The sequence below is a fragment of the Paracoccus limosus genome (assembly GCF_009711185.1).
In the GTDB taxonomy this organism is placed as follows: Bacteria; Pseudomonadota; Alphaproteobacteria; order Rhodobacterales; family Rhodobacteraceae; genus Paracoccus; species Paracoccus limosus.
This window is the reverse complement of sequence record NZ_WMIF01000003.1, coordinates 25,756-41,535: the sequence shown is the minus strand read 5'-3', so window position 1 is coordinate 41,535 and position 15,780 is coordinate 25,756. Positions and strand designations below refer to the sequence as shown.

Sequence of the window (15,780 nt, the reverse complement as noted above, 5' to 3'; positions counted from 1 at the left end):
TCGCAGGCACGCGCTGCCCAAGCGGGATCTTTCCGCGCTTGCGATCCGTTACGCATTGTCCGTTTCCAGATGTAACCAGCATATCTGCCGAGCTACTCCGCCGGCGCCTGCATGGTTAGCTGTGGCCACGCTCCTCGCCATGGCTGGGCTGAGCATTCAGCGCATCAAGGTGGCGGGGCCTTGGGCCACCCTGTTCTGGCGCTCAATGGCGACGATTCCCATTCTTGGCCTTCCTGCCGCCGGAATCGCGCCGCCCAACCTGTCGGAGATCCTTCTGACGCGCCTGCGGATCTGGTTGTTTCTGGACGAAAGCGCCCGGACCCAAACCTTGGCCGGGCGCGGTCGTTCTCTGCGCCGTGCTGAGTATCTCGTCCCCCCAGAGTCATCCTCAGGCCAGCGGCGTCTTGGCCCACCCCTGCCGACGGGATCGGCGCTGGTCGCAGATCGCCACCATCAGGCGCCGTATTCAGAATCGCTGACATGTTCGAGCCAGTCGACGGTCTTGCCGTCCTGAACCTCTTGCAGCGCGATATGGCTCATGGCCACGCCGGGGGCGGCGCCATGCCAGTGCTTTTCGCCCGGCTCGAACCAGACCACATCGCCGGGGTGGATGTCCTCGATCGGTCCGCCCTCGCGCTGCGCCCGGCCAAGGCCCGAGGTCACGATCAGCGTCTGGCCAAGGGGGTGGGTGTGCCAGGCAGTGCGGGCGCCGGGCTCGAAGGTGACATGGGCGCCCTGCACCCGGTCGGGCGCGGCGGGGTTGAACAGCGTATCAATGCGCACGCGGCCGGTGAACCAGTCAGCCGGCCCCGGGCGTGAGGGCGTCTGCCCCGAACGGGTGATCTTCATCTGTGGCTTCCTTCAGTCGCCGATCGTGGCGATGTCCATGACAAAGCGGTATTTCACATCGCCCTTCAACATCCGCTCATAGGCGGGTTCGATCTCGTCGGCGCGGATCATCTCGATATCGGCGGTGATGCCATGCGCGGCGCAGAAATCCAGCATCTCCTGCGTTTCCGGGATGCCGCCGATCATCGAGCCGGCCAGACTGCGGCGGCGCATGATCAGGTTGAACACATTGGGCGAAGGATGCGGCGTTGCCGGCGCGCCGACCAGCGTCATGGTGCCGTCGCGTTTCAGAAGCTGCAGAAAAGCGTCGAGGTCATGCGGCGCCGCCACGGTGTTCAGGATGAAGTCGAAGCTTTGCCCGTGCGCCGCCATTTCGTCGGCATTGCGCGAGACGACGACCTCATCGGCGCCAAGCGCCTTGGCATCGGCGCGCTTGGTCTCGGAGGTGGTGAAGGCCACGACATGCGCCCCCATCGCATGGGCCAGCTTCACGCCCATATGGCCCAGACCGCCAATCCCGACGATGCCGACCTTTTTGCCCGGCCCGGCGCCCCAGTGGCGCAGGGGCGACCAGGTGGTGATCCCGGCACAGAGCAGCGGTGCAACGGCGGCCAGCTGCTCCTCGGGGTGGATGATCTTGAGCACATAGCGTTCATGCACGACGATTGCTTGCGAATAGCCGCCCAGCGTGTGGCCGGGCGCGTCGGCGGTCGGGCCGTTATAGGTGCCGACCATGCCGTTGCAGTAGTTTTCCAGCCCGTCGTCACATTCGGCGCAATGCTGGCAACTGTCGACGATGCAGCCGACCCCGACCAGATCGCCGGGCTGATGCGCATCGACATGGGCGCCGATGGCGGCGACGCGGCCGACGATCTCATGCCCCGGAACGCAGGGGTAAAGCGTGCCGGCCCATTCGCTGCGCACCTGATGCAGGTCGGAATGGCAGATGCCGCAGTAAAGGATTTCGATCTGCACGTCATGCGGTCCCACCGCGCGGCGGGTGATGTCCATGCGCGATACCGGCTGATTGGCGGCCGAAGCGCCATAGGCGAGAATGGTCATATCGGATCTCCTTTGTCGGTCAGATTTCACCGGCGGCGCGGCGCATGCAAGGCTTTCGCACTGCCTCGGCTGTTCGCCGCGCAGTAGGGGGATAGGATGCCCGGCCGGCTACCTGTCCGGTTTGCCGGTGCGCTCGGGTGGGGATGGGCATGCTATGGATTTCAGGAATGCGGTCGTGGGGGAAGCGCTGGGGACGCAGTCCCGCAGCACAGCCGCCATGTCATCCCGGCACCTGCCTGACCACCTTGCGTCCGGCGTCCAGCAGCAGCGCGCCACCTTTCTGCTGGGCGCCATGGACCAGCAGCCCCGCATCCGGCGGCAGGTGAATCAGCCAACGATCCGAACCGCGGCTGCCATCCAGATAGACCGTGCCTTCGGTCGCGATGATCTCGGCCCCTTTGGGCAGGGGCTGGCCCTCGACGAGGTTCCCGGCGCCTGCCGTGCAGCTTTCGAAGGACTTGATGCTGCCGTCGGGATGCGTCGCAAAGATGATCGGCACGGTCGCATCACAAAGCCACCCCGCTTGCCGGCTTTCGCCCAGTCCGGTCAGGCGCAGGTTTTCCGGGGTAAAGCCTGTCGTGCGGTAGTTCTCATCCGTGTGGATGCTGAGATAACGCTCGACGCGGAGGGTCTCGACGCCGCCGATCGGGACCGGATGCGGGAACTCGGCGCGGTTGAACGCCTCGGGCGTCCGGGCCAGTTGCAGCACCAGCGCCGTGCCCGCCGGCATGTCGATGCCCGCCAGCCGCCGGCTTTCCGCAAGGACGGGGCGGCGGTTCAGCTTGTCCTCGGCCTCATAGGCGGCAAGGGCGCGCTGGAACGTATAGACCGACCAGAGCGTGTGGCAGCCGATGGCGGACAGCAGCACAAAGGCCAGCCCGCGCCAGGACCGCAAGTGCCGCCTGGCCCTGTGGCTGAAGGCAAGGCGCAGGATCCAGATGATCCAGAGCAGCGCTGCTGCCAGAAACCCGAGGCAGATCAGGATGAATAGCCACGGTGGCGGGCCGATGGGGATCATGCGAGGGCCCCGCGCAGAGGAGATTGCGCGCCATCTTCCGGGCAGCATCGGGTGATCGCAAGGGGTTCGGCATGATCTTGTGGAGGCCGGCGGGTTGAGGCATGCAGGACGCGGTGACAGTGCGCCGGAGCTGCGCCCGCTTAGGGTCTGGATCGAGGCCGAGTGGAATCTGGAGCATCTTACAGCTGAGAGTGGTCTGCGAATGCTGGTTGTGCTGTTGCGGGAGGGGACTTCAAGCCGACTCAGATGCCTTCTCTGGGTGCCGAACCCAGTGTAGCGTGACAGGCATTTTTCCAGAGTTTGACACGCAAATTTGCAGCACGACGTTTTTTCACTGACCCTGTTTTAGCCCCCTTTGAACGGTGGGTTAAACGCCTCCTTTACGCCCCCTTTGTCATTGCCGGTCCTCATGCAGGCAGCGGCAACGGATCGGCCCCAGAGGCCGGGGCCACAACCGTGGCGCCGCCCAGGCCGGTGCAGGCGTATTCGGCGACGGCAGTCCAGACGATGGCGACCAGATCGCGCATCTGCACCGACCAGCCCGGATCATCAGCCAGTCGCGCGCCCGTCATCATCATTTCAAGGCCCGCGCCCATGGCAGCCATGGTTGCGGTCAGCGGCGCATCGCTCACGGTATTCGACAGATGCAAGTCGTCGCCCGATTTGAACGGCGAGGCGGGCGAAAAATACGCCCTGATCCGGCGCACGATCACCGGCACAGGCATGACATAGGCCGGGATCTGGACATGCTGCCCCAGCCATGCCTGCCAGAAAACTGCCTGCGCCATCGTTTGGCTGTCCAGCGATGCATCGACGGATTGCGGCGACCAGGGCGGATATCCAGTCGATGCGAGACGGATTTGAGGTGCCAGCGCCCATCCAGCACCGGCTCGAGGCCCTGCAGGTCGATCAGGCCACCGCCCAGCAGCCCGGGCTCGAACCCAGAAAGCGTGCCGCTGACCTCAAGCCCCGACCGCCCTGCGCCACTCAGCGCCGATTCGGCGGCGCGGGTCGCCTCGGCCTCGGTTGCATAGGGATGGCGGATCTTCTTGAGCGGCGTGCCAGAGCCGACCTTGATCTTGTGGGTGACGCCGGTGCCGGTCTCGGTCCATTCGGCCTCGGCCGCGCGGTAGACCGTGCGGCCCCTCCAGGACCAGCTCCAGTCCGATAACCGGCGCGGGGTGATGACCGGCGGCACCAGCGTATCGCCGGCCGCCGTCTTGCCCTCGCCCCGGCGCTGCACCACCAGCGCACCGCCGGCCGGCTTGCAGGTGGCATCGAGCTCGGCGGCAAGCCGGGTCAGGAAGTGCAGATTGCTCTCGGCCGTCTGTGCCAGGAAGGGCCAGCGGACGGCACGCAGGCTTTCGCCAATCACCGGTATCAGCCCGGCTTCGCCTGCAATGGTCGCGGCGATGTCGGGCAGCGACCGGTTCGTCCAGCCCCGGGTGCGCGGCGCGCGGATATCGCCCTTGAGGTCGGCAGCAGTGGCGGTGATGGTCAGCGCCCGGACTGGCCCGCGCCCCGAGACGCCATCGACGGCATAGCGCCCCATCAGCGACAGCGGCTTGCCCTGAAACCCCAGCGAGACCTCGATCTGCGCCTCGACCTTGGGGAAGGCCACGCGGCGGTCGCGGTTGTCGATCTCGATCTCGACGCGGTCTGACTTGGTGCCGTCCTCATCGGTGATGAGGATGCTGAGCAGGCGGTCTGCAATGACCGTGCTGCGGTCCGCGCCATCGACCAGGATGCGGAAAGCGGGCGTCACGTTTGCCCCCAGAGCTTGATCTGGCCGGTCACCGTGGGCTGGGAGACATCAGGCAGGAAGATCAGCAGCCCGGCCGGATAGACCGGGCCTCGGGCTGCCAGCCCGGGATTGGCATCGAGAACGGCGGCCACGTGCTGCTCGGACCCGAGTTTTGCCTTGCAGATCGCGTCGAGCATGTCGCCGTCCAGGGTGCGATACGTGCTGCTCATGCCGCATCGCTCCCATAGGCCAGAAGGCCATCGTGAACTCGATCTTGCGGGGTGCGCCGTCCGACATGAACAGGCTCTTGCGCTCTTCGACGGAGGAAATGACCCAGCGGTCCCAGATCCAGCCCAGCCCATCGACCAGGATCAGCGGCTGGCCTTCTGGCTGGCCAGATAGGCGGCGCTGCTGCCCTTCTCGAGCCGCCCGGCCGTGTCATGCAGGACCACGATGGTCGGCACGATGACGCCGCCCGTGTAATGGGCGGCGCGGAAAGAAATGCCTTCGATCTTGTGGTTGACCAGCTTCATGTCAGCCCCCGGTTGTGACGGGGCGACAGTCGCAAATCGGGGAGGGGTGGTAGCCCCTGAAGCCTTTCGGGGGCAGATGACACGCAGCGCCAGAGCGGCCGAGGGTACTCTGTCAGATCGGGTCGACCCCTGTCAAAGGGGCAGTTGCATCTGACGCGTGCCGGCCTCGGCATCAAGCGCCGCGCGATAATTGCTCACTGTGCGCGTGTGCAGATCGCAGGCCAATGCCACCTGCTGGATCGACGCGCCCTGGCGCAGCATGTCCATCGCCTCGGCCCTGCGGCGGCTCTGACCGCGCATCGAACCACAGGGCAGCGTCACGCGGCCGTGCCCGATATGCCGGATACCGGTGGCCGTTGCCGGGCGCCTTATGGCCATACCTTGCGCCGGCAGTTCGGTCGGACCCCGCGCGTCGCGTGCGGTGGGGTCGGGCTGCGCGGTGACCTCTGTTAAACGGCCCACGAAGTGTTCGAGACCCGGTGCTTTAGCTGGCAGCGGCTTGCGCCATGGGGTCGGAAAAAAACTTATGAAAAACTTGTTACGCCCTCTGGACGGCCCTGTCGGCCATGGCTATACAGCCCCCGTGTTCCGGCGTAGCTCAGCGGTAGAGCAGTTGACTGTTAATCAATTGGTCGTAGGTTCGATCCCTACCGCCGGAGCCAAAATTTACCAAGCTACGAGAATTGTTGCGCAAATCATCCCTGCGGGGTGGTGTGCGACAAGGGTGTCATACGTATGACACCTGCAGGCCACGGCGAGGCAGCCCGATAAGGGGGTATTGCCTTGGGCTTGCAGACGCATGTTTTCCGTCGTGGCGCGACCTATGTCTGGCGCCGGCGGCTGCCCCTTTCGCTGGGCGGTGCGCTGATGCAGGTCAGCCTGCGCACCCGCGATCCCTTGATTGCCCGGCGCCTTGCCTTACTTCTGGGGGCAGAGGGGTGTCGGGTGTTCGACCAGATGATGCAAAGCAAACTGAGCCGGGACGAAGCGCGCAGCCTGTTGCAGGCGGCGATTCTGCGGGCTTTGGATCAGATCGAGGCGACCCGCGCCAATATTCCCGACCTTCCCGCCCCGGACGCTTGGCAGCAGGCGCTGAGCGCCGATTGGGTGATGGGCAAGGCCTGCGAACTGGTGGGCCATCGCGGCGCGGCAGCCGCGCCGGTTCCCGACAGCGACCGCGAGGCCATGCGCGCCGAGGGGCGCAGCGACGCCGAAATCGCTTCGGTCAGTCATCATGTCGACATGCTTGCGCAGTCTTTTGACAGCGACCCCCGACAGGGTCCGAACCGCCCGGGGTTCGATCTGATGTGCAGGGCACTGGGCCGGGACAAATTCAGTCAGGGCGAGGTGAATCACGGACGCCAGATCGTGCAGCGCGGGCGTGGCGCAGCTTATCAGATCGCCAGCCTCGGGCACCTGCCTGCGATCGAAACCGCTGCCGCCGAGGCTCTGGATCTGGCCGAGGGCCGTAATCCTGCCAACAATCCTACGCCAGTGTCGCAGCCAGTTCAGCAGCAGCCAATGCCGATTGCCCCGGTTGAACCGCCCCCGGCAGAGCCGACAGCACCAGAACCATTCCCCGCAGAACCTGCCCCGCTTTATGATCCTTCGATTGCGGCGTTGGCCGACCGGTTGATGGCGCAGAAGAAGCGTCAGAAGATGTCGGCGCAAATGATCGACCAGATGCGCAAGGTCTATGACCTGTTCATTGAGGCCACCGAGGTCAGTGACATCCGACAGTTGCGGCAGGAACATCTGGCGCGCTTCATCGACGTGCTGAACCAGCTGCCCAAGTCCTATCGCAAGTCGCCCAAGGACCGGCTGAAGACGCTGGCCCAGATCCTTGACGCCGCGCAGGGCAAGCCGGTCGGGCTGTCGCCGACGACGATCAACCGCAACATCGACTATATCGGCCAGCTTCTGAAAAAGGCGCGCAGCGAGGGCTTTGCCTCGGTGGTGATGCTGGATACCGGCAGCTTGCGCGAACGCAAGAGCCGCCGCGACCGGGACGAGCGGTCGGCCTTCACCCTCGAGGATATCGGCAAGATCTTCAGCCACCCGATCTGGCACGGCTGGAAGAGCAAACGCCATTGGCAAGAGCCGGGCCCGAACCTGATCCGCGACGGGCTGTTCTGGGTGCCAATGATTGCGGCCTTGACCGGCGCGCGCCGGGCCGAGATCGCGGGCCTGAAGGCCGAGGATCTGGAAATCATCGACGGTATCCCGGTGATGCATTTCCGGCCGAACCCGAACCGGGGCCTGAAGAACCTGGTGTCGGAGCGCACCCTGCCGCTGCATCCGCAGCTGGTCGCGCTTGGGCTGATGGAGCATGCCCGCCTGGCGCTGAAGGGTCCGCGGGGCGATCTGTTCCCCGATCAGCGCCCGACCTCAGGCACCAAGTTCGGCGATCCGCTCGACTACCGCTTCCGGCTGCTGATCCAGCGCCAGCTTTCGGGCAATCCCGAGGGCAAGGTGCTGCACAGCTTCCGGCACTATGTCGCGACTCAGCTGGGCCGGATCGAGGGCTTGCGTGAGCAGGTGCGCAAGGACATCCTTGGCCATGCGGGCGACTCGATCACCGCCGAGCGCTATAGCGAGACGACCCCGCTGGCCGCCAAGCTGGCCGCTCTTCGTCAACTGCCCCCGCTGCCCGTGAGTGATCTCGCGGCAGATGTTCGGACAGTTGAACCTGTGCGGGCCGTGGCCCGCAAAACCCGCAAGGATGGGCCTTGCCCGTCCGCGCAGTCGCCCTTTGGGCGACGGAGCGCCTCCCCGGCGTAAGGGGCAGACCATCGAGGTAGCTTTAGCTACCTATAGTCTGTCACTATGGGTAGGCCGAAGGCGCTGAATTACCCCTCCAATCTTCCGCGTGTGGACCTCTTCCTTCTGCTGCGATGCGGCCCTGTGATCCCGCCGGTCGCAGCACTCGTCCGGCGCATCGTTCGCCGCGATCTGCCGCCGGAATTCGGCATCTGCCGCAATGGCGCCGACATATTTCTGAAATCCGAGGCCATTAGGGCCTTAGGTTTTTTCGCGGATGCGCGATACCTGGATGGCCATGATCCAAACCAGGGAGCCCATCATGGCCTTTCAATTCGTCCATATCGAGACCTACGCAGAGCAACCCAAAGCCGTTAAAGGCGCCCCGGACCAGTTCAACAGTGCCGAACAGGTGTTGGGTGAGGCCGCGCGGGAGGGTCACTTTTCACAGCATGTCGAGAACCCGCAAGAAGCAATACATCTGAGTTTTCCCGGCTCGATCACTCTGGCCGAGCTGCGGGAAAAGCGCTCAGTGCTTCTCGCCGGGATCCGCGAAACCGTGACAAGCGCGAACGGAAGGACCTATCAGCGCAGACTGCGTGCCGATGCAGCCACCCTCTATACCGAGATCCATTCGCATCCGATGACGCCGCAGGACATGACGGCTGATCCGAAAAATAAACGTGAGATCGCCAATTGGGCCGCACGTATCGCCATGGACTTCACGGCCCGTATGCCAGACGGCATTGACTGGACGGCCGTCCTGCATCCGGACGAGAGCCATGTGCATATCCACATTCTCGCCATCAACACGCCCGATCCAAAGCTTGACGCCAACAAGCTGCATGTCGGCAAATGCGCCGCCGCCCGGTGGCGCATTTGCAACGACAGCGATGTCATCGCCCCGCTGCCAAAACCGGAACTGATGGCGCGTCCCCTGAAGCCGAAAAAAGAACGCCCCAGCAAAAATCGCCAGACCCAGGCCAAGCGCGATGCGCGCCATGCAGAAGCTGTTGCAGCCTGGGAAGAATCCTGCGTGCCGATCGACGCTGAAAATACCGACCGCATGTCGCAATGGGAGACCGCAAACACGGCCCACCTCAAAGCTGCTCGCCAGCTGCGGGGAAAATCCGGCGTCCAGCGCGCATTCAACGACGAGATGAAGGCCTTTCAGGATCGCTATTATGAAGCCGTCGGCAAATATTGCGGCCTGCTGCGCGTGGGTCCGCACCTCGCGCGAAAATCGACCAAGGCCTATGCCGCCGATAAGGTCCAGGCAAAGCAGATCGCCGAGACCCTTGCCGAGTCCGAGCGGACAAAGGAGCAGTTGTTGGAGCAACGTAAAGGTTTGGACAGACATCAGGCCGAGTTGTCGCAGATCCACCACGAGCAGAAGATCAGGCAAGAATCCCTGCAGGCGCGAGAGGAGCGCCTGATCGCCGATCAGACGGAACTCGCCCGCAGGGAAGATATGATCCGGGAAAAGGTAAAGGTGGCACGGCAGGATCTGGAACGGGAAAGATCTGAATTAGCGGCGGCGCAGCGCGAGAAAGAGCAACAGCTTGCGGGGCAAGCTGCTGCCTTGAAGAAAAAAGAACATGAACTGGTTCAGACAGCGATTGCCCTCAAGAACCGGCGTAAAGAGTTCGACGACGCCGTCGAAGCCATGGATGAGGTGCTCACCGCCGTCGAATCCGGTGACACCACGGTCGAGGGCGGAAAGCTGAATTTCCAGCGCATGCCCGCATTCTTGCGGAACATGCTTGGCATTGCCCCTGAGCAGCACAGCCCGATACAGAAACTCGTGGGACGGTTCATCAACGTGATCAACCGCGTCCAACAGGGCATTGATGCGATGCGATTTGGACGCGGGTCCGATAACGACAGCCAGTCACCGGAGCTCTAAGCACGATCGCCGTGCCTTGCGGCGGTAGGCCGCCAGATGGCTGGGTGTCAACATCTTTGATTCCGTGGTGACTAAGCGCCCTCACTGCCCCACCACATAGACCAGCGGTGTCCTGCCCTCTGCGCCTTCGACGGCATAGATCGCGATTTCCCGGCGGATGGGCTCGATGCCGGTGGTGTTTTTCAGGGGATCATAGGGCGGGTTGGCGGTCAGGGGGTGGCCTGCGCCGGCGGCATAGGTCGGGACGCCGCGGCCGCCGGTGACCGGGGCTTTGCGGGCCTGGCGGATGTCCTCGCGGTCGTAATCGGCGATGGTGGCGAGGCCCTCGAAGGCGCCGGCGGCATCGCCGAGGAAGGTTTTGAAGGCCGCCTCGGCGCTGGCGGCGGGGCGCTGCTCGATGACGCCGTAAGCGCCGGTCAGGACATGGGTGCCGTCCTTGGGTTCAAAGATCAGCACGGCGCAGCGGTCCAGTGCCTCGGGGGTGTAGCAGGCCAGGCCCGCGCCAAGGCCGCGGGTATCGACCGCACCGGCGCCGCTGCCGTAAAGCAGGTCGGTCACGCCGACATTGATATGCTCGCCGTCCTGCGGCATCCAGGCCCCCTCGCGCTGCTGCAGATAGAGCCGGAAGCCCTTGGCAGGGTCATGCGCCTCGTTCTGCTGCACGGCGCCGTCTTTCCACAGATAGGCCACGCGCCGGACATTGCCCCAGGGCACGAGGTCGCTGCTGGCCATCACCGGCCAGAGCGGCTGCAGCTGCTGTTTCGCCGCATCCCAGGTGGTGCCCAGCGGCGGGATGCCGGCGGCGGTCAGGATCTTTTGCCGCGCCGCCTCGGTCTGCGCGGCCATAGTGGCAGGGTCAGCAGCGATCACGTCGGGCGGGGTGATCTGGCCGATCTCGCTGCCCCGGGCGGTGGAATAGGTGACGCTGGCGACATGGCCCTCATAGCCCTCGCTGCGGGTCTGCGATTTGCGGATGTCACGCACCGTCACCAGGGCCAGCAGGCTGTCCTGGCCGATCTTCTTGCGCAGGGCGCGGCCCTGATCGCGCGTCGCCGGGAACAGCGCGACATCCTGCCAGTTGCGAAAGAACAGGCTGCGGCCCCTCGGGTCCAGCGGCAGGCGCGAGGTCGGGGTGAAGATGCTGACCGGAAAGCCGCCGCGCGCCGCGTCGTAATCGCCGAAATCGGCGCGGATCGACAGCACTACCTCGGCGGTGGCGGGGTCGATCGTGGCGCGGCTGGCGGCAAGGCGGGCCATGACCTTGGCCAGCGCCTCGTCGCGGCTGAACTCATCGGCGGCGAGATATTCGGGGTCCTTCAGCGCCAGGGCCTTGAGGTCGGGCGCGGTGCCGTCGAGGGTTTCCAGGAATGCGCCCCACCAGGCGGCATCGGGGTCGGTGTAGGTTTCGGCCAGCGACGGGGTGGCCAGGATCAGGCCAAGGCAGGTGGTCAGGGCGAGGGTCTTGAGCATGGGGCGTCCTCCGGATGCAGGCAAAGGCGGGCTGGCCGCCGCGCGGCGACGCGGCGGGGGATGGCTGGGGGATCAGAGTGTTGGGTGGCGTGTCGTGCGTGCGGTGCGCAGATTGCGTTCGTCAACTGAGCGCCCCGCGCGTCGCCGCCCGGCTAAGCGGGAAACCCTTAGCGGATCAGCGCCGCGAAGCTGGAGTAGACGCGCTCGGGCATCACTCGATAGCCGAGGCCCTGCAGCCTGGCCTCGATGCTGCGCCCGGGCGCCACGCCCGGATGGCAGGCGCGCAGATACATGTTTGCGACCAGTTCGGTCGCGCCAAAGATTTGGCCCAGGTTCAGGCCCTGATAGCCGCCGCCCGGCAGACCATAGGCCGGGCGGGCGGTGCTGCAAAAGAACCGCACTTCGGACGGCGCCTCGAATTGCAGGCGCTTTCTTGGCGTATCGGGCCGGTCGGAAACCGCCTCGCGCAGCACGACCCGCACCAGCTGGCCCGGCACCCGCGCCGAGCCCTGGGCCTCAACCCGGCGCCCGCTCTGGTCGTAATGCAGGCATTCGCCCATCTTGCAACGGCCAAGATAGGTCTCGGCCGCGACCGGGCTGGCCAAGGCAGCCAGCGCCAGGGCGAGGACAAGGGATTTGGGATTCATGCGGGCCTCCTGCGAAAGACATGAGAGATCAAAGGGGATTGCGGGCGGATATCCCTACCGGAACCAGTATTCCTGGCCGCGGCTGAAGATCACGCCGCCGGATTGCACGACCATCCCCAGCGCGACGGCACCGCAAGCGACGGCGCCGATCCAGATGCCCGCCGCCCCGAAGATCACGAGGCCCGCCAGAAGCACGGCCAGCTGCCGCCGCAGCTTCGGGATCTTTTCCGGGCCGACGACGCGGCCACCGGCGATGCGGCCGGCGCCACGCTCGGCGTGGCAGGCCGGGCAGATGCGGGCGCTGCGTTTGACCGGCGTGCCGCAGTGGCCGCAGTCGATGGTGGGGGATTGCTCAGGCATCACAGGCCTCCGTCAGATCACGCTTTGAATTCACAGCATTTACGGTATAGCATTCTTCCCGAACCATCCGGAGCACAGCCCTTGTCGATCAAACCCGCGCCCCGCACCGTCGAACCCCTTGTGGAGGCCTTCGCCACCGTCCTGCGCCGCCGCCGTCTGGCGCAGGACCTGTCGCAAGAGGCGCTGGCGCGGCGCGCCGATGTCTCGATGCGCTTCGTTTCTCTGCTGGAGCTTGGCCGCCACATGCCGACGATCAACACCATGCAAAAGCTCGCCCGGGGGCTGGGTGTGCCGCTGTCGGATCTGGTCCGCGAGGCCGAAGCGGAACCCGCGAAGGAATAGCGCGGCGGCGGCATCAGCCCTTCTCCTGCGCCGCCAGCAGCCGCAGCGCATCTGCCAGAACGCCCGCCTCGAACTCGGGCCGCAGCTGGCCGTCGAGCGACAGCAGCGCGATTTTCAGACGCAATTCGGCCAGATTCCCGGCGGGGCGCGCCGCAAGCCCGATCTCGAGATCGCGGATGCGGTGCTGGATCCGGTCCATCTCGGCCATCGCCGCGCGACCCTCTTCGCTGGCCGCGAACCCCGCTTCGGCTGCATGAGCATCGCAGGCGGCATGATCGCTCCACGCCTGCGCCAGCGCCGACCGGGTTGTCAGGAACGCCCGATCAATCTCGGGGTCAGCATCATTCCACGTCCCCGCGATCTGCAAAAGCTGCGACAGGCCGTCCAGCCCGTCTGCCGAAACACCATCCAGACCACCGCTGTCGATTTCCGGTTCCTGCATCGGCCACCCCTGAACACTGGTTGAAACTCACTGCACTATGTGAGCAATATGCAGTGATATTTGCAAGAGGGGCAGCGACAATTATTTCCGGCATCAAAACACGGCCCGCAGATCCGCTCATTCCCGCCTTCGCCACGGTGCTGCGACGGCGCCGCGAGGCGCTGGATCTGTCGCAAGAGGCGCTGGCCCGCCGCGCCGGGATCTCGACGGTCTTCGTTGGCAGGGTCGAAGGCCTGCACAATCAGCCGACGATCAACTCCATGCAGAAGCTGGCGAAAGGGTTGAACGCGCGGCTCTCGGATCTCATCCGAGAGGCCGAGGGGCTGGCGGGACGGTGAAGCGAAGGGTTGGCTTGGCGCAAAGGCATGCTGGGAGTATTCCGGATCAACCGGGATCCAAGCGATGGCAATCTTTCGCGGCCTTGATTGCACTGCAGGGCTCGGACCGCACCCTCCGGACAATGGCGCGGCGGCCCACCGCAGTCAGTAATCGTCGAGATGCAGGCCCTGCGCTGCAACCCGCGTTCAGAATGATCATATGGTGATAAGCCTCATTTGATCATGGCTCGTCTGACGGCGCGGGATCGGGACCGGCGGTTCGCCGTCCAGCCATCATCCGCTAAAATCCTTAACAAACAGTTGCCACTTCGGCGCTGTAGGTGCTTTGCCCGGCCCCGCCTGCGGGTTAGGCAGGAATGAACCCTCCGAGACCGTCTGATGAACCTCGTCCTTGCCGCCCTGACCCTCATTCTCGCCTGCGCGCTGCCCGCCTCTGCCAGCGAAACGATCGGCCCCGATCTGCGCGGTGTGGCCTCGGTGATCGACGGCGACACCATAGAGATCCACGGCGCCCGGATCCGGCTGAACGGCATCGACGCGCCGGAAAGCGGGCAACTTTGCCAGGACGCGCGTGGCAAAGCCTGGCGCTGTGGCCAGCAGGCCTCGCTGGCGCTGTCGGACCGGATCGGGCGGCGGGTGGTCAACTGCCAGCAGACCGACACCGACCGCTATGGCCGCATCGTCGCGGATTGCTTTGCGGGCCGGACGAACCTGAACCGCTGGATGGTGCGCGAGGGCTGGGCCTTGGCCTATCGCCAATATTCGACCGCCTATGCCGCCGCCGAGGACCAGGCCCGCACGCACCAGCGCGGGATCTGGCAAGGGCATTTCGACATGCCCTGGGACTGGCGGGCGGAACGCCGCAGCGGTCAGAATACAACACCGCCGATGTCGCGGCTTTACGAACTCGCCGGGCAAACCTGGTCCTGCAGCCCCCGCCGAACCTGCACCCGGATCGGTAGCTGCGAGGAGGCGCGCTGGTATCTTCAGAACTGCCCATGGGGCGGCAAGCTCGACCGAGATGGCGACGGGATCCCCTGCGAGAGCATCTGCTGAGGGAGATGCGGGCGGTCGCGCATGCGGGGTGCCGGGGCGTGTCAGCCGCGATACGCCGCTTCGTCGGTTTACTTGGCCTCCTCTGCCAGCCGCGTTACCGACCAGCCGCCGCTGTGCCCTTTGCGCAACCAGGCCGCGACCAGCTGAAAGCCGCTCTGCGGCCAGTCATTCGGCGTGTCGATCAGCACCAGCTCGGCAATACCGAACCCGGCCTCGTCCAGATCACGCAACCGCGCCTTGGTCGTCAGGTTGGTCAACGGCGCCAGCCAGACGATGTTCGGCGCGATCCGCATGGCATGGCGCGTGAAATCGCGCAGCCGCGACCAAGGCGGATTGGTCATCACCCAATCGACCGGCCCCTGCCAATCCAGGAAATCGCGGCCCTCGGTGATTTCGCACCAATCCTGGTGCAGATGGGCAGGAAAGTGCCTGTGGAACGCCCCTTGGCCTCTGGCCGGGTCAAGCACCTTGCCCGTCATCCGGCCGGCGAAATGCGCGATCACCGCTGCCGCAAGATCCAGCGGCGTCATCACCAGATCCTGTGCCGGGGCATTGGTCGCCGGAACCAGACCGCGACGTCCTGCAGGGTTCGCCCGCAACACCCGCTTGATGCCAAGCGCCGCCGCTGCGCGGACCACTGTCGCCACCGTCGCGCCCAGATCCCGCTCGAGCGCAATGATCACCGGCCGGCTGACCCCGATCCGAGCGGCCAGTTGGGCCTGGCTCAGCCCCCGCGCCACCCGCCGGTCCGCCAGAGCCCGCGCTGCCTGCACGCGATCCGGCGCCCATCCCCAGCGCAGATCCAGCACTGCCATCAAAGCAACCAGCGCCCGCACACCGCCACTGCCCCGCTCAAGCGCCCGCAGCGTCGGCAGGCTGATCCCGGCCGAGGCCGCGACTGAAGCCTGCGTCAGGCCGAGTTGGCGACGCGTTGTGCGCAAGGCGTCCATGTCAAGAATTGCTTTCTTTTCATTAACCAAAAAGGAAAAGATCTATGACACAATCTGCACAAAATCATTGGATCGGCGCCAGACGGAAAACGTCAAGAAGGGCGGGAAGCCGACATGCGGCGGCGCGGCAGGGCAGTCGCGGCAATCTGGGTTAGCGGACGTTCGTGCCTGGCCCAGCGAGGATCCACGATTAGCGCGAGGAAGCTGATATGGTCGGCTGCCGCCGAATTTCATACGATAGAGCGGAGTCTGCGGAAGTAAGCTTATGCCGCTCTTCGGCATGCTGATCGACGGCCCGCAATC

General features: G+C 65.2%; 18 protein-coding genes and 1 tRNA gene. 6 read left to right on the top strand and 13 right to left on the bottom strand.

Going from position 1 to position 15,780, the window contains the following annotated elements; all coding sequences use genetic code 11:
• Window positions 1–453: 453 nt before the first annotated feature.
• The 8 genes from GL279_RS03135 to GL279_RS19115 all read right to left on the bottom strand — a co-directional run bounded on the left by GL279_RS03135 (window position 454) and on the right by GL279_RS19115 (window position 5,506).
• Window positions 454–849, bottom strand: coding sequence for a (R)-mandelonitrile lyase (locus GL279_RS03135; protein ID WP_155063158.1), 396 nt, complete (start codon window positions 847–849; stop codon window positions 454–456).
• A gap of 12 nt (window positions 850–861) precedes the next feature.
• On the bottom strand, window positions 862–1,911 hold the full coding sequence (locus GL279_RS03130; RefSeq protein WP_155063157.1) for an NAD(P)-dependent alcohol dehydrogenase: 1,050 nt from the start codon (window positions 1,909–1,911) through the stop codon (window positions 862–864).
• 220 nt (window positions 1,912–2,131) lie between these two features.
• Entirely contained in the window at window positions 2,132–2,929 is a 798-nt protein-coding gene (locus tag GL279_RS03125; RefSeq protein WP_155063156.1) for a hypothetical protein, read from the bottom strand.
• Window positions 2,930–3,336: 407 nt separating this feature from the next.
• Entirely contained in the window at window positions 3,337–3,717 is a 381-nt protein-coding gene (locus tag GL279_RS03120) for a hypothetical protein (RefSeq protein WP_155063155.1), read from the bottom strand.
• Entirely contained in the window at window positions 3,639–4,694 is a 1,056-nt protein-coding gene (locus GL279_RS03115; protein WP_343039691.1) for a phage late control D family protein, read from the bottom strand. The genes GL279_RS03120 and GL279_RS03115 overlap by 79 nt, the downstream gene beginning before the upstream one ends.
• On the bottom strand, window positions 4,691–4,903 hold the full coding sequence (locus GL279_RS03110) for a tail protein X (RefSeq protein ID WP_155063153.1): 213 nt from the start codon (window positions 4,901–4,903) through the stop codon (window positions 4,691–4,693). The genes GL279_RS03115 and GL279_RS03110 overlap by 4 nt, the downstream gene beginning before the upstream one ends.
• A 141-nt stretch (window positions 4,904–5,044) precedes the next feature.
• A complete protein-coding gene (locus tag GL279_RS03100; protein ID WP_155063152.1) occupies window positions 5,045–5,206 on the bottom strand; it encodes a hypothetical protein in 162 nt (53 codons plus the stop codon).
• Window positions 5,207–5,338: 132 nt separating this feature from the next.
• Window positions 5,339–5,506, bottom strand: coding sequence for a helix-turn-helix domain-containing protein (locus GL279_RS19115; protein ID WP_281348942.1), 168 nt, complete (start codon window positions 5,504–5,506; stop codon window positions 5,339–5,341).
• Between the two features lie 287 nt (window positions 5,507–5,793).
• Here GL279_RS19115 and GL279_RS03090 point away from each other — a divergent pair.
• The 3 genes from GL279_RS03090 (at window position 5,794) to GL279_RS03080 (ending at window position 9,872) form a co-directional block, all read left to right on the top strand.
• Window positions 5,794–5,868: transfer RNA gene (locus tag GL279_RS03090), tRNA-Asn, on the top strand.
• Between the two features lie 127 nt (window positions 5,869–5,995).
• Complete coding sequence (locus GL279_RS03085; RefSeq protein ID WP_170293911.1) at window positions 5,996–7,987, top strand: site-specific integrase; 1,992 nt, start codon at window positions 5,996–5,998, stop codon at window positions 7,985–7,987.
• Between the two features lie 301 nt (window positions 7,988–8,288).
• Window positions 8,289–9,872, top strand: coding sequence for a Mob protein (locus tag GL279_RS03080; protein WP_155043319.1), 1,584 nt, complete (start codon window positions 8,289–8,291; stop codon window positions 9,870–9,872).
• An 81-nt stretch (window positions 9,873–9,953) separates the two neighbouring features.
• Here the strand turns inward: GL279_RS03080 and GL279_RS03075 are convergent, their stop codons facing one another.
• From GL279_RS03075 to GL279_RS03065, 3 genes are all read right to left on the bottom strand, one after another.
• Window positions 9,954–11,342: a hypothetical protein gene (locus GL279_RS03075; protein ID WP_155063149.1), complete on the bottom strand. Its 1,389-nt coding sequence runs from the start codon at window positions 11,340–11,342 to the stop codon at window positions 9,954–9,956.
• 167 nt (window positions 11,343–11,509) lie between these two features.
• On the bottom strand, window positions 11,510–11,989 hold the full coding sequence (locus tag GL279_RS03070; protein ID WP_155043317.1) for a hypothetical protein: 480 nt from the start codon (window positions 11,987–11,989) through the stop codon (window positions 11,510–11,512).
• Window positions 11,990–12,043: 54 nt separating this feature from the next.
• Complete coding sequence (locus tag GL279_RS03065) at window positions 12,044–12,349, bottom strand: hypothetical protein (protein WP_155043316.1); 306 nt, start codon at window positions 12,347–12,349, stop codon at window positions 12,044–12,046.
• An 81-nt stretch (window positions 12,350–12,430) separates the two neighbouring features.
• Between GL279_RS03065 and GL279_RS03060 the strand changes: the two genes are divergently transcribed.
• Window positions 12,431–12,691, top strand: a complete 261-nt coding sequence (locus tag GL279_RS03060) for a helix-turn-helix domain-containing protein (RefSeq protein WP_155043315.1) — start codon at window positions 12,431–12,433, stop codon at window positions 12,689–12,691.
• Between the two features lie 13 nt (window positions 12,692–12,704).
• Here the strand turns inward: GL279_RS03060 and GL279_RS19110 are convergent, their stop codons facing one another.
• A complete protein-coding gene (locus tag GL279_RS19110) occupies window positions 12,705–13,133 on the bottom strand; it encodes a hypothetical protein (RefSeq protein WP_170293910.1) in 429 nt (142 codons plus the stop codon).
• 20 nt (window positions 13,134–13,153) lie between these two features.
• On the opposite strand from GL279_RS19110, the gene GL279_RS19105 reads away from it, so the two are divergent.
• Window positions 13,154–13,471, top strand: coding sequence for a helix-turn-helix domain-containing protein (locus tag GL279_RS19105; protein WP_170293909.1), 318 nt, complete (start codon window positions 13,154–13,156; stop codon window positions 13,469–13,471).
• Window positions 13,472–13,849: 378 nt separating this feature from the next.
• Complete coding sequence (locus GL279_RS03050; protein ID WP_155043562.1) at window positions 13,850–14,527, top strand: thermonuclease family protein; 678 nt, start codon at window positions 13,850–13,852, stop codon at window positions 14,525–14,527.
• 68 nt (window positions 14,528–14,595) lie between these two features.
• On the opposite strand, the gene GL279_RS03045 is transcribed toward GL279_RS03050, so the two are convergent.
• On the bottom strand, window positions 14,596–15,477 hold the full coding sequence (locus GL279_RS03045; protein WP_155043561.1) for a helix-turn-helix transcriptional regulator: 882 nt from the start codon (window positions 15,475–15,477) through the stop codon (window positions 14,596–14,598).
• Between the last annotated feature and the right edge of the window lie 303 nt (window positions 15,478–15,780).

What these genes read in the sequence shown, in the direction of transcription:
- GL279_RS03135 (WP_155063158.1), bottom strand. Translation starts at nt 849, where the DNA reads ATGAAGATCACCCGTTCGGGGCAGACGCCCTCACGCCCGGGGCCGGCT.
- GL279_RS03130 (WP_155063157.1), bottom strand. Translation starts at nt 1,911, where the DNA reads ATGACCATTCTCGCCTATGGCGCTTCGGCCGCCAATCAGCCGGTATCG.
- GL279_RS03125 (WP_155063156.1), bottom strand. Translation starts at nt 2,929, where the DNA reads ATGATCCCCATCGGCCCGCCACCGTGGCTATTCATCCTGATCTGCCTC.
- GL279_RS03120 (WP_155063155.1), bottom strand. Translation starts at nt 3,717, where the DNA reads ATGGCGCAGGCAGTTTTCTGGCAGGCATGGCTGGGGCAGCATGTCCAG.
- GL279_RS03110 (WP_155063153.1), bottom strand. Translation starts at nt 4,903, where the DNA reads ATGAGCAGCACGTATCGCACCCTGGACGGCGACATGCTCGACGCGATC.
- GL279_RS03100 (WP_155063152.1), bottom strand. Translation starts at nt 5,206, where the DNA reads ATGAAGCTGGTCAACCACAAGATCGAAGGCATTTCTTTCCGCGCCGCC.
- GL279_RS19115 (WP_281348942.1), bottom strand. Translation starts at nt 5,506, where the DNA reads ATGCGCGGTCAGAGCCGCCGCAGGGCCGAGGCGATGGACATGCTGCGC.
- GL279_RS03080 (WP_155043319.1), top strand. Translation starts at nt 8,289, where the DNA reads ATGGCCTTTCAATTCGTCCATATCGAGACCTACGCAGAGCAACCCAAA.
- GL279_RS03075 (WP_155063149.1), bottom strand. Translation starts at nt 11,342, where the DNA reads ATGCTCAAGACCCTCGCCCTGACCACCTGCCTTGGCCTGATCCTGGCC.
- GL279_RS03070 (WP_155043317.1), bottom strand. Translation starts at nt 11,989, where the DNA reads ATGAATCCCAAATCCCTTGTCCTCGCCCTGGCGCTGGCTGCCTTGGCC.
- GL279_RS03065 (WP_155043316.1), bottom strand. Translation starts at nt 12,349, where the DNA reads ATGCCTGAGCAATCCCCCACCATCGACTGCGGCCACTGCGGCACGCCG.
- GL279_RS19110 (WP_170293910.1), bottom strand. Translation starts at nt 13,133, where the DNA reads ATGCAGGAACCGGAAATCGACAGCGGTGGTCTGGATGGTGTTTCGGCA.
- GL279_RS03050 (WP_155043562.1), top strand. Translation starts at nt 13,850, where the DNA reads ATGAACCTCGTCCTTGCCGCCCTGACCCTCATTCTCGCCTGCGCGCTG.
- GL279_RS03045 (WP_155043561.1), bottom strand. Translation starts at nt 15,477, where the DNA reads ATGGACGCCTTGCGCACAACGCGTCGCCAACTCGGCCTGACGCAGGCT.